A 14,136-nucleotide genomic window follows, 5' to 3' on the forward strand; every position below is an offset into this window, starting at 1 on the left:
AGCTGGCATTCGTGCTTCCTTCATCAATAGTGACGAAAAAGCCAGAATTATCAAAATTAGTGCCAACCAACGAGGGGTTGATATTTTCAACGATTGGATTACCGCCAAACCCAGGTAAATTGAGACGATTGACAATTTGTTCGACATCGCTATCAACATAAACCTTCAAACCACCTTCGGGTGCAGGTTCATCCAACGAGAAGCTAACCGTCAAAGCCGTCCCCAGTTCTTCAACGAGCGCATTACGTTCGTCATCGTAGTTCGTAGAAGTAGAAAGGCTAACTTGTACCATTGTTAATTTTCCTTTATGTTGGTGTTATATTTCGGAAGGCAACCAAAATCGAGCCAGCGCATTTGATTGAATACGCAAGCGATACGGAGTGATTCTTTTACAAAAAAAACTTGAGAAAAGTGATTTCAAGTTACAAGACTCATAAACTGAGATTAACTTATATTCATAATTATTGCGAATATATCTCAAATAGTGACTTACGTGAATTTTACTATAAATTTAAGTTTGTAAAAGTGCTTTTTATGAAGATTCTGTGAAGTTCCGGATATTTAGTAAATCTTGTGTAGTCATAAGATGTAAGATATCAAGTATCGCTTCTTATTTCCTACGCAATTTTCAGCAAAACTACCTTATTCCTGATAGTATATCAATACATAGGATAGTTAATCGTTTATCTCAATTAGTAGATACCAATCAACAGTAATTCCTAGGCCAGGTCTTTACTTGACACATACCTAGATACTGTGATACTAATTAAATTCACCGCTTCACGCCGCATATAAACTAAATCTAAATATCCCCGATTCGATTATTTATAAAAGCCTTTTACCCTATATCATTTGGCAACTATAGAAGAAATGCATATATTTCATCTTCCGGAAGATAGACAAAATGTTGCAATAACCAAGATTGATAAATCTAAATGATTTGATAATGAATCATGATGTTCCAACTGTTGCTAATACTACTAATTTTCGTTAATGTAATGGTGGCTAAGAAATTTAGCTGCGATAAAATTGAGTTAATGGACGAAGGTAAGTTTTCAGTACTGTTATCTAAGAGTCGCTGGTACTTAGCTGAAATTAAACTTAATGGTCGAGACTTAAAGTTAAATCATTTATATGTTGTTTAACTTGACTAAAAGGTTTTGGTTTTGCTAACTACTATACTTAATATTTTGAGACTGATATATCTTACAAACAGGAAGTATTAGTTATAGGAGATGAGTGATATGAATGCTCCACATTTCAGCCATTTTAAGATAAATATATCTTTGGCGGCGTACTTTTTTGATTGTCGGGACATTATTTAAGTTTTTTTAAGCCAATATTAACAATGCTTAGACTAAACCGAAAAGTTAAGTTTGTTAATCATACCAGTTTTTAATACGATTTGCAACATTTTAGTATTCTAGGTGTTTACCTAAAATTTAAGTCTAGTAAGAAGGTATTCGCTTACAGATAAACATATTGAAATATTGTTCGGGAGTTAAAGGTTTACTTACTATTTATTTTTCTATTATCAAAGTAAAGTAAGAGTAAGAAAATTATCACGGGTGCATCTAGCGGTCAAAAAAATGAATCAACATTCTTCTTGTTCTGAAGAAGACGCTCGCAACTGCTCTACAGTTGTTGAACTGCTGCGTCTAAGAAGTTCCAAGCAGCCTTTAGGAAATGCTTTCACCTTTCTATTAGATGGTGAAACCGAAGAAACAACACTAACATATCAGGAGTTAGATAGACGTGCGCGTCGAATCGCGGCTCAGTTGCAAGCACAAGGTTTGGCTGGAGAGCGCGCTTTACTACTTTATCCTGCGGGGCTAGATTTTCTAATTGCTTTTTTCGGTTGCTTGTATGCGGGGGTTGTAGCTGTAACTGCATACCCTCCACGAAATAAGCGCAATACACCAAGAATCAAAGCGATTTCTAATGATGCACAAGCGGCGATCGCTCTGACGACAACGGAAAAATTGTTTACAGTGCAGTCTTTAATGACAGAGAAGACTGACTTAAAATCTTTGCAGTGGCTGGCTACCGATAATATTGCGCCAGGAACAGAAGTTAGTTGGAAAGAACTCTCTATTAATAGAGATACCTTAGCTTTTCTGCAATATACTTCTGGTTCCACAGGGACACCCAAAGGCGTAATGATTAGTCATAGAAACTTACTGCACAATGCTCAAACAACTTACCAATTCATGGGGCATTCAGCAGAAAGTAAGTTCGTGACGTGGCTGCCGATGTACCATGATATGGGTCTAATTGGCGGTATTTTGCAGCCTTTGTATGGGGGTTTTCCCTGCTTTATTATGCCTCCCACATCATTTCTTCAACGTCCTTACCGTTGGTTACAGGCTATCTCGAAGTATAAAGGAACAACAAGTGGGGGACCGAATTTTGCCTATGACTTATGTGTGCAAAAAATTACTCCAGAACAAAAAGCGACTCTTGATTTGAGTAGTTGGGATGTAGCATTTAATGGTGCGGAACCCGTTAGGTATGAAACTTTAAAGCGATTTGCAGAGGCTTTTGCAGAGTGTGGTTTCCGTATAGAGGCTTTTTACCCTTGTTACGGAATGGCTGAAACTACCCTGATGGTTTCCGGTGTAGATAAGGCTACATCACCTATGGTGAAAGCAGTGCGAAAATCTGGATTAGAATCTAATCGAGTCGTTGAATCATCTGTTGATAATGAGGGTTACAATTTTGTAAGTTCCGGACGAGCTATACCACAACAGAAAGTAGTAATTGCGAATCCAGAAACACTCAAAAGTTGTCAAGCCTCGGAAATCGGGGAAATTTGGGTATCAGGACCGAGTGTTGGTCAAGGGTATTGGAATCGCGAACAAGATACCAAGGAGACATTCGATGCTTGTTTATCAGATACAGGAGAAGAACCGTTTCTACGGACTGGGGATTTAGGTTTTTTGCACTCTGGAGAACTGTTCATTACAGGTAGAGCCAAAGATTTAATTATAATTAGAGGTCGCAATCTTTACCCGCAGGATATAGAATTAACCGCAGAGCGCAGTCATCCTTCGTTGCGTGCCGGTGCGAGTGCAGCATTTACGGTTTTAGTTAATAACGAAGACAAACTAGTAGTGGTGCAAGAATTAGAGTTTCGTGCTAAACCGGATACGACAGAAGTAGCGAATGCAATTCGTCAAGCCATTAGTGAAGAACATGAAATACAAGTTTATGCAGTTGTTTTAATTAAACCAGGTAGTATCCCCAAAACTTCCAGTGGTAAGATTCAACGACGTACAACTCGCGCTCAGTTTGAGAATGGTACCTTGTGTGTAATTGAGAGCAATATTCTCAAAATTAGTGATATCGCAAGAAAAGAAACTAGATTTGAGCGTTCTGAACTATTAGCGCTTTCTCCAAGGCAATGTCAAGCAGTTTTAGAAACATATCTGATAGAACAAGAAGCAAGAGTTTTAAGTGTCGCACCTTCGGATATCAACCCGGAAGAACCATTAACTACTCTTGGACTTGATTCTCTCAAAGTATTTGAATTGAAAAACCGGGTTGAGCTTGACTTAGAAGTAGAGGTATCCGTAGCTGATTTCTTTGAAGGAATGAGTACGCGATCGCTCGTCACTAAGATACTGGCTCAGATGACTACAGATGGACTCCCATTAATATCCCTTACCCAGCAAGACAAAAATACAAATACATCTTATTATCCTCTATCTTTTGCCCAACAGGGATTGTGGTTTATACATCAGCTGAGTCCCGATACATCTACATATAACATTCCTATAGTTATTAATTTAAAAGGTTCTGTTAATCAAGCAATCTTACAAGAATGTTTAAACGAAATTGTCAGACGACACGAAGTATTACGTACAAGCTTTACATTAAGAGATGGACAACCCGTTCAAGTTATCAATCAAGCTGTACCCTTAACTTTAGCTGCTGAAGATTTACGCTCATTACCAGAAAGCGAACGTAATAGCGTAGCACACCGTTTAACTACAGAGTTAGCACAACAGCCTTTTGATTTATCTTCTAAATCGCTAATTCGTGCAAAATTTTTACAAATAAGTGACAAAAATTATCATTTAATTGTTGTTCTGCATCATATAATTGCAGATGGTTGGTCTATCAGCATTTTTATCAAAGAACTAGTTGGGCTATATGATGCATATTTTCAAAACGAACTTCCCCAACTTCCGGAATTACCCATAAAATATAAAGATTTTCTCAATTGGCAACAAAAATCTATTGATGGAGAACGCAGTCAACCATTATTAACCTATTGGAAACAAAAATTGCAGGGTGAACTGAGTGTACTAAATTTACCAACTGACTGTCCACGTCCACCAGTTCAAACTTTTAAAGGTGCGAAAGGTCAATTAGTTCTCCCCCAAACTCTGAGAAAAGAACTAAAGGATTTGAACCGTCAGCAGGGAGTAACTCTGTTTATGACCTTGCTTACAGCCTTCAAAATCTTGCTGTACCGCTATACAGGTCAGACTGATATTATTGTCGGTTCGCCAATTGCTAATCGTAGTAGAGCAGAAATTGAGCAATTAATCGGATTTTTTGTCAACGTTTTAGTACTGCGTACAGAGTTATCTGACGAGCTTAGTTTTCAAGAGTTATTAACACGGGTAAAATCAACTGCTTTAGAGGCTTATGTTCACCAAGACTTACCTTTTGAAAAGTTAGTAGAGGAATTACAGCCAAATAGAGACCTGAGTTACAATCCACTATTTCAGGTGATGTTTGTTCTGCAAAATGTTCCAATACCGAATTTAGATTTACCTGAGATATCAGTTAGTTATGAAGAGGGTCATAACGGTACATCCAAGTTTGATTTAACATTGTTTATGGAGGACTCCCAGCAAGGGTTAGTTGCAACTTGCGAGTACAATACGGATTTATTTAATGCAAACACAATTAACCGAATGCTGGGACATTTCCAGACTTTACTGTCAAGCATAGTTAACGATCCCGAACAAAATATTTCAAAATTACAATTGTTAACGCAACCTGAAGTACAACAGTTATTAGTTGAGTGGAATGATACTAAAAAAGATTATCCTCAAGATAAATGTATTCATCAGTTATTTGAGGAACAAGTAGAGAAAATACCCTCAAATATCGCTGTAATATTTGAAGACCAACAATTAACCTACCAGGAGTTAAACAGTCGAGCAAATCAGCTAGCCTATTACTTGCTGCAACAAGGTGTCAAATCAGACACAATTGTTGGTATTTGTATGGAACGCTCCATTGAAATGCTTGTGGGCTTAATGGCTATTTTGAAAGCAGGTGGTGCATATTTACCGCTAGATCCAGCATATCCTCAAGAACGGTTAAATTTCATGCTGGCAGATGCTCAAGTATCAGTATTGTTAACGCAACCGCATTTAGAAAATCAACTGCCACTACATCAAGCACAATTAGTATGTATAGATACCGAAGGTTCAATATATATAAATTACAGTTCTCAAAATCCAGTCAGCGATGTAAAATCAGAAAATTTAGCCTATGTAATTTATACATCTGGTTCCACGGGTAAACCCAAGGGAGTAATGAATACTCATCAGGGTGCGTGTAATCGCTTGCTGTGGATGCAAGGTGCTTATCAATTAACATCATCAGACCGAGTTTTACAAAAGACTCCTTTTAGTTTCGACGTATCGGTATGGGAATTTTTCTGGACATTATTGGCAGGTGCAGCTTTAGTTGTAGCGAAACCAGGAGGTCATCAAGATGCGGGGTATATAGCAGAACTTATATCACAACACAAAATAACTACACTTCATTTTGTTCCTTCTATGCTGCAAGTTTTTTTAGAGGAACCACAGCATCAAAACTGTAAAAGTATCAAGCGTGTAATTTGTAGTGGTGAAGCTTTATCTTTTGAATTACAACAACGATTTTTCAAGAGTTTTGATGCTCAATTACATAACCTTTATGGACCAACGGAAGCGTCTATTGATGTGACAGCGTGGTGCTGTAATCCGAATGAAAAAATTGTTCCTATTGGTCGTCCAATTGCTAATACACAGATATTTATCTTAGATAAACACTTACAGCCTGTTCCTATAGGAGTTCCCGGAGAATTACATATTGGTGGAACGGGATTAGCACGAGGTTATTTGAATAAACCAGAATTAACTGAAGAAAAGTTTATCCCTAGTCCATTTAATGGTTTACAATTAAATAGGAATTCTCCAAGTCAAAATCTCAGTTTAGACGCACGCCTTTACAAAACAGGAGATTTAGCACGGTATCGCGAAGATGGAAACATTGAATTTTTAGGCAGAATAGATTATCAAGTAAAAATTCGTGGAAATCGTGTTGAACTAGGAGAAATTGAAGCTTTATTAGAACAACATCCGCAGGTACGAAAAACGGTAGTAGTAGCTAGAGAAGATATACCGAATGACTGCCGCTTAATTGCATATCTGGTTGCTGACAAGAATGCTACGCCTTCTCTAGAGGAATTACGGGGATTTATTAAACACAAAGTACCCGAATATATGCTTCCTTCTACCTTTGTTGTGTTAGATGCTTTACCTTTGACATCTAACGGGAAAATAGACCGTCGTGCTTTACCAGCACCTGATAATCAGCGCCGTGATTTAGAAAAGGCTTATGAAGCACCAAACTCTGAGGTAGAAAGAGCGATAGCACAAATTTGGCAAGAGATATTGCGTTTAGAACGAGTAGGTGTAAATGATAACTTTTTTGATTTAGGTGGTAATTCAATATTAATAGCTCAGGTTAACAATAAATTACGGGAAGATTTGCACTACGACATTTCTGTTGTAGAAATATTTCAAAACCCCACTATTAAGTCTTTGACTAACTACATAAAGAAAACTTCACAAGCAGGGTCTAATTTTGAATCTATAAATAATAGAGTTCAAAAACAAATAGCATCTGTAAATAGACGTAAAAACTTGATTAAACGAGGTAAAAACATAAATAATTAATCAGATATCGACAATTGAACTACAAAGATAATCTAGGTTATAATTATGAAAACCGCTTCTTCGCTAACTACTAGTGCCAAAGTAATTATCAACAAAGAATCTAAGTCAATCTTGGAATTACCGATTCAAGAACAATTAAATTTATTTAAAAGATTCGGTGTATTATTGTTTAGAGATTTTGGTGTTGATTATGACAAAATGAAAGAATTTGCCGAACAATTTAGTTCAAAATTTGTCTTAGATAAAGATAGACCCATAGTTGATTCGCGTAATAAATTCGTCACTTTAGTAGATCCAGGAATGCATTATGTTAGCCCTCATTGCGAAAATGCTAACTCTCCGTTTCGTCCCGATGTAATCTGGTTTTGTTGCGGTGTACCAGCAGCCCAAAGTGGTGAAACTTTATTTTGGGATGGAGTGCGAGTATGGGAACAATTGGGTGAGGAATTGCGAGAGTTATTTATTACTAGGAAAATCAAATTTTTACAAAAATTTCCACCTGCTGATTGGAAACGTTTTCTAGGAGTTGGTTCTACTATAGCTGATGTCAAGCGGATGCTTAATGATATTTCTGGATTAAGTTACAAAATTAATCAAGACCAATCTGTTTCAATTGAATATGTTTGCTCGGCTGTAGTTAAGACTAAATATGGTCATCAAAATGCATTTGCTAATAGTTTAATTGCCGAATACAAAAATCCTAGAGGGAATGTAACTTTTGAAGATGGTTCATCTATTGCGTCAACAGTTATCAATCAAATTAACCAAGTAATGAATAGTTGTACAGAAGTAATTTCTTGGCAACCAGGAGATTTAGTCATGATTGATAATTCTAGATTTTTACATGGTCGTCGCTCGTTTAGTGATAGAAACCGACGAATTTATTCTCTGCTTAGTTATCTTAAGTAATTGAAGTAAAAAGTTGCTACTTTATGCGAGACAGAAAATAGTGGAGTTTTATTGCATAACATAATTCAATGTTGTTGAATTTAATCTAACCTAGCTAAGATAATAATTGAAAAAAATGGATAGCATAGAATCTGAAGTCTTAATGGAAGGAATAGCCATTATAGGTATATCAGGACGTTTTCCTGGAGCCAAAAATATCACAGAATTTTGGCAAAATTTACAAGCTGGAATTGAGTCAGTTTCTCAGCTTACAGATGAAGAATTATTATCAGCAGGTGTTGATTCAAGTTGTTTATATGATAGTAACTATGTTAAAATAAGCGGTATTTTAGAAGATATAGATTTATTTGATGCTGGATTTTTTGATTTTAACCCTAAAGAAGCTGAGATTACCGACCCACAACACCGTCTATTTTTAGAATCTGCTTGGCAAGCTGTGGAAGATGCTGGTTATGATTCCAATAGATATAAAAGTCGCATAGGAGTGTATGCTGGTGCTAGTTTAAATAATTATTTATCTTTTGATTTAAATAGTGACCGGGTTGGTTCTGCACAGTCCTATCAAAAATTAATTGGTAATGACAAAGATTTTCTGAATACCCGTGTTTCTTATAAATTAAATTTAACTGGACCAAGTATTACCGTTCAAACCGCTTGTTCTACCTCATTAGTATCAATCACGCTTGCTTGCCAAAGTTTAATCAATTATCAATGTGATATGGCTTTGGCTGGAGGAGTTTCAGTTCGAGTCCCTCATAAAACAGGTTATTTGTACCAACCAGGAGGGACTTTATCTCCTGATGGACATTGCCGTGCTTTTGATGCCAAAGCGCAAGGAACAACTGTTGGGAATGGTGTGGGAGTTGTTCTGCTCAAGCGACTAGAAGATGCAATAGCAGATGGGGATCATATATATGCAGTAATAAAAGGTTGGGCAGTTAACAACGATGGTTCGCTCAAAGTTGGTTATACAGCGCCTAGTGTTGACGGACAAGCAGAAGCGATTGCAGAAGCAATTATGCTATCAGGAGTTAAACCTGAATCTATCAGCTATATTGAGGCTCATGGAACTGGTACAAGTTTAGGCGATCCCATTGAAATAGCTGCCTTAACTAAAGTTTTTCGTGCTAGTACCCAGAAAAAAGAATTCTGTGCAATTGGTTCTGTTAAAACAAATATCGGTCATCTTGATGCTGCTGCTGGAGTTACAGGTGTAATTAAAACAGCTTTAGCCTTAAAACATCAAAAAATACCACCAAGTCTGAATTTTGAACAACCCAACCCTGAAATTGATTTTGCCAATAGTCCTTTTTATGTAAATACAGAACTCACAGAATGGAAAACTGAATCATTTCCCCGTCGTGCTGGTATCAGTTCTTTAGGGATGGGGGGAACCAATGCCCACTTAATTCTAGAAGAATCTCCTGCACTATCCGATTCTGCTCCTAGTCGCCCTTGGCAATTATTGGTAATTTCTGCCAAAACCGAGACAGCATTAAACACCGCTAGTTATAATTTGGCTCAACATCTTATAGACTATCCCAATTTAAATCTAGCGGATGCTGCTTATACACTGCAAGTAGGACGTAGAGGATTTAATCATCGTCGTATCTTAGTGTGTCAGGATATACCAGAAGCCGTCAGCATATTACAAAATCCCTCTCCTCAAAAGGTTTTTACTAATTATCAAGAATCATACGACTGTCCAATTACTTTTATGTTTCCTGGACAAGGCAGTCAGTATGTCAATATGGGTAAACAACTTTATGAAACCGAACGAGTATTCCGTAAATACGTAGACCGTTGTTGTTTAATATTAGAACCTGTCTTGGGTTTAGATTTGCTTACAGTTATATATCCTTGCGAATCTGAAGAGAAAGCTGCACAAGAACAACTTAAACAAACTTATATAACTCAACCAGCATTATTTGTAATTGAGTATGCTTTAGCTCAGTTGTGGATGTCTTGGGGTATTGTTCCAGAAGCCATGATTGGTCATAGTATTGGGGAATATGTCGCGGCTTGCATAGCTGGTGTCATGACTTTAGAAGATGCATTAAATCTAGTCGCCATTCGGGGACGATTAATGCAGGAATTACCAAGAGGAAGTATGCTGTCTATTCCTCTACCAGAAGCCGATATTTTACCTCTGCTCAATGAAGATTTATCTTTAGCTACTAAAAATACACCTTCTTCCTGTGTAGTTTCAGGAACTGATAAAGCCATAGACGTGCTGGCTGAATATTTAGTTACTCAAGAGGTAAAATTCCGTCGGTTGCATACCTCTCATGCTTTCCATTCCCAAATGATGGAACCCATTTTACAGAAATTTACAGATGAAGTTAGAAAAATTAGCCTAAGTCCTCCACAAATTCCTTATATTTCCAATCTTACTGGTACCTGGATATCGGCAGAAGCTGCTACAGAAGCAACTTACTGGGCAAGACATTTACGGGAAACAGTAAGGTTTGCTGATGGTGTGTCTGTACTAATACAACAGCCGCAGCAAATTTTACTAGAAGTTGGACCAGGGAGAACTTTATCTACTTTGTTCAAACAGCAGTCTTCCCAACAAGTAAGTGAGCAAGTAATGCTGTCTTCATTACGACATCCCAAGGAAGAACAAGCGGATATAGCATTTTTACTGAATACACTTGGTCGTCTATGGCTGAAAGGGGTTTCTGTCGATTGGTCTAGTTTTTATGCTACGGAACAACGTCACCATGTTCCATTACCTACCTATCCTTTTGAACGTCAGCGTTATTGGATAGAACCTCAAATAAAATTTAGTGATTCTTTTGTTACTAACCAGAAAAAGTCCAATATAGCAGACTGGTTTTATACGCCAATTTGGAAGCAAGCAGTTACACCGCAAACTTTCAAATCAAAAGAACAGGTATTAATATTTGCTGATAGTTATCAAGTAGGAACACAACTAGCTAAACGTTTGCGGGATGATGATAGTAATGTAATTATCGTCTACCCAGGAGAGCATTTTAGCGAACTGAGTGCAGGTGAATATAGCATCAACCACAACTGTCCTGATGATTATGATGCTCTAATTGCTCAATTGCATAATTTAGGTCAAATCCCAGATGCGATTGCTCATTTCTGGAATATCACATCATCAGAGAAAACAACATCAGGAATCGAGTTTTTTGAGAAATGTCAAAATTGGGGTTTTTACAGCCTGTTGTATTTAGCACAATCTTTGAGTAAACAAAATATTACTCAACCTATAGATATCTTAGTTGTTAGCAACAATCTATATGATGTCACAGCTTTAGAGGGATTAAGTCCAGAAAAAGCAACTATTTTGGGAATGTGTAAAACAATTCCCCAAGAGTATGCAAATATTTCCTGTCGCAGCATTGATATTGTCTTACCCGTAGCTGGAACTGTTGCAGAAAATCAACTTATAGAACAACTTGTAGCAGAATTGAACAGTAAGCCGTCTCACTCGGAAATTGCCTACCGTGGACATCATTGCTGGGTACAAACTTATGAACCTCTCACTGTAGATGATATTCCGGATATGCCCAAGTTGCGGCAAGAAGGAGTATATTTAATTACTGGAGGTCTAGGGGGTATTGGTTTGGAACTGGCTGAATACTTAGCTCAGACAGTCAAAGCAAAACTGATATTAGTAAGCACCTCGGCTTTACCTACAGTAGATGAGTGGGAGCAATGGCTGATAACTCATGAACAAGAAGATAAAGTCAGCCAGAAAATACGGAAAATACAGGATTTAGAGCAACTGGGAGCAGAAATTCTTCCCCTGAGTGCTGATGTCGATAACGAAACCCAAATGCAAGCTGTGATTACTCAAAGCGTAGCCCGCTTTGGTCAGATACATGGTGTTATTCATGCTGCTGGGATAAAGTTATTTAAAACAATTGAAGAGATAAATAGAAACGAATGCGAACAACAATTGAGAGCTAATGGGCATGGGCTATTTGTTTTAGAAAAAATATTGCAAGGAATTGAGTTAGATTTCTGTGTTTTAATATCTTCGTTGTCATCTATTTTAGGTGCATTAGGTATGGCAGCTTATCCAGCAGCCCATACTTTTACAGATGCCTTTATTTATAAACATAACCAAATTAATTCTATACCTTGGATGGCTGTAAACTGGGATAACTGGTTAACTAAACAATTGACTATAGAATTAGCGACAAAACCAGAAATTTCCACTGAACTTTTCATGACCAGCCAAGAAGGTATTGAGATATTTCGACGTGTATTATCTTTAAATAAAGTAAATCACATAGTTGTCTCAACAACTGATTTACAAGCCAGAATCGAACAGTGGATTAAGCCTTCCGAAATTGTCCATCAAAGTAATTCAACAGCATTACATTCGAGACCATACCTACAGAATAACTATATTGCTCCCACAAATGAGACAGAACAAAGCATAGCTAATATCTGGCAAGAAATTCTAGGGATTGAACAAGTAGGTATTGAAGATAACTTTTTAGAATTAGGTGGCGATTCTCTTTTGAGTATCCAAATTACTGCTAGAGCTAATAAAGCAGGTTTACGGTTTACAAATCAACATTTATTTGAATACCCAACTGTTGTAGAGTTAGCAAAAATAGCTACAAAAACACAAACGGTTTTAAGCGAACAGGGATTAGTACAAGGAGAACTACCTTTAACACCAATTCAACACTGGTTTTTTGAGCAAAATTTACTAGATGCAAATCACTGGAATCAAACAGTAGTTTTAGAGATGCAACAATCCCTCGACCCGTTCATTTTAGAACAGGTAATTCAACATTTGTTGATACATCATGACGCTTTGCGTTTGCGTTTTCGAGAGGAAGCATCGGGATGGGAACAAGTAAATGCTAATCTGGAGAAGATTGTACCGTTTATAAAGATAGATTTATCAGGACTGTCACCGCAGCAGCAAGAACAGGCGTTTGATGCATCTGCTGCACAGATACAAGCTAGTCTAAATCTAAGAGTTGGTCCGATTGTGCGAGTTGCCTACTTTGATTTTGGTACGCAGCAATCAAGCCGTTTGTTACTGGCTATTCATCATTTAGCGATTGATATTGGTTCTTGGCGAATTTTGCTAGAAGATTTAGAAGCTGCATACCAACAACTAAGCCAAACAACAGCTATCAAACTACAGCCGAAGACAACTTCATTCAAACAGTGGGCTTTGCGGTTAGCTAAGTACGCTCAGTCAATAGAGTTAGAAAGAGAACAGGTTTATTGGTTAGCAACTGAGCGTGATTGGGTATTACCACTGCCAGTAGATTATCCAGATGGTAGTAATACTGTGGCATCTGCTGAGACTGTTTCTGTTACCTTGAGTACGGAACAAACACAAATACTACAAGAAGAAATTGCTGCAACTTATCGAGTCCACTTAGAGGATGTATTGCTTGCTACTTTAGGTCAAGCATTTAGTAAATGGACTGCTAAGGAATCATTATTGATAGATTTAGAGGGGAATGGCAGGGATGTTATTTTCGATGATATTGATTTATCGCGTACAGTGGGCTGGTTTACTAATATTGCCCCTTTGTTTTTGGAGATTGATGAAGCCAAACAAACAGGAGAAATTTTAAAACAGGTAAAAGAACAACTACGTAGTTTTCCAAATCAGGGTTTAGGTTATGGAGTTTTGCGCTACCTTAGTAAAGATGAAATAATTACAGAAAAATTGCGATCGCTACAACCTGCGGAGGTACTTTTCCTTTACCTTGGCAACTACGAGCAAACTGTACCTGAATCTTCTTTGTTTAAGTTATCGCCAAAATCTAACGGTTTATCCCGTAGTTTACGTGGACAACGCAGTCATCTCATAGAAATTAATGCCTTGATAGTCCAAAAGCAACTAAAAGTTGACTGGATTTACAGCCAAAATGTACATCGTCGAGAAACAATCGAAAAATTAGCTCAAGATTTTCTGGCAGCTTTACTTTCTCTATTTACTAGTACTCAGTCTTCTTCAGTACCAAACTACACACCTTCAGATTTTGCTGAATTTGAATCTAGTCAATGGAGCCAAGACGATATTGACGACATTATGGCAGCGATTAATCAAACCAAAAGTTAAATAATTATGAACTTACAAATCGCACTATTACACTGGAATAATTACAATGCTAGTTAAAACAAACCAAATCTCTTTTTCCAAAATAAGAAACTAAAAATTTTATAAATTGGTATAGGAGGATATAATGACCCGAATTCTGGTGGTGACTCCTTAAGAATGTGGAAGCAATATTTTTCTAAGAGT

Annotated in this window: 4 protein-coding genes; 3 read left to right on the forward strand and 1 reads right to left on the reverse strand. The window is 37.2% G+C overall.

The annotated features are described in order from the left end of the window. Positions 1-292 (reverse strand): hypothetical protein (locus tag ACM03V_RS10740; RefSeq protein WP_414620768.1); only part of this gene is annotated, 292 nt, incomplete at its 3' end. A 1,297-nt stretch (positions 293-1,589) separates the two neighbouring features. Here ACM03V_RS10740 and ACM03V_RS10745 point away from each other — a divergent pair. From ACM03V_RS10745 to ACM03V_RS10755, 3 genes are all read left to right on the forward strand, one after another. Further along, complete coding sequence (locus tag ACM03V_RS10745) at positions 1,590-6,968, forward strand: amino acid adenylation domain-containing protein (RefSeq protein ID WP_414620769.1); 5,379 nt, start codon at positions 1,590-1,592, stop codon at positions 6,966-6,968. 45 nt (positions 6,969-7,013) lie between these two features. Beyond that, a complete protein-coding gene (locus ACM03V_RS10750; RefSeq protein WP_414620770.1) occupies positions 7,014-7,877 on the forward strand; it encodes a TauD/TfdA family dioxygenase in 864 nt (287 codons plus the stop codon). A 115-nt stretch (positions 7,878-7,992) separates the two neighbouring features. Further along, positions 7,993-13,953 (forward strand): SDR family NAD(P)-dependent oxidoreductase, encoded by a 5,961-nt coding sequence (locus ACM03V_RS10755; protein WP_414620771.1) that lies wholly within the window; start codon positions 7,993-7,995, stop codon positions 13,951-13,953. The last annotated feature ends 183 nt before the right edge of the window (positions 13,954-14,136 follow it).

It is taken from the genome of Calothrix sp. CCY 0018 (genome assembly GCF_963920925.1).
Lineage (GTDB): Bacteria > Cyanobacteriota > Cyanobacteriia > Cyanobacteriales > Nostocaceae > Rivularia.

Bases quoted from the DNA above. Each gene is read 5' to 3' on its own strand.
- ACM03V_RS10750 (WP_414620770.1), top strand. From the start codon at position 7,014: ATGAAAACCGCTTCTTCGCTAACTACTAGTGCCAAAGTAATTATCAAC.
- ACM03V_RS10745 (WP_414620769.1), top strand. From the start codon at position 1,590: ATGAATCAACATTCTTCTTGTTCTGAAGAAGACGCTCGCAACTGCTCT.
- ACM03V_RS10755 (WP_414620771.1), top strand. From the start codon at position 7,993: ATGGATAGCATAGAATCTGAAGTCTTAATGGAAGGAATAGCCATTATA.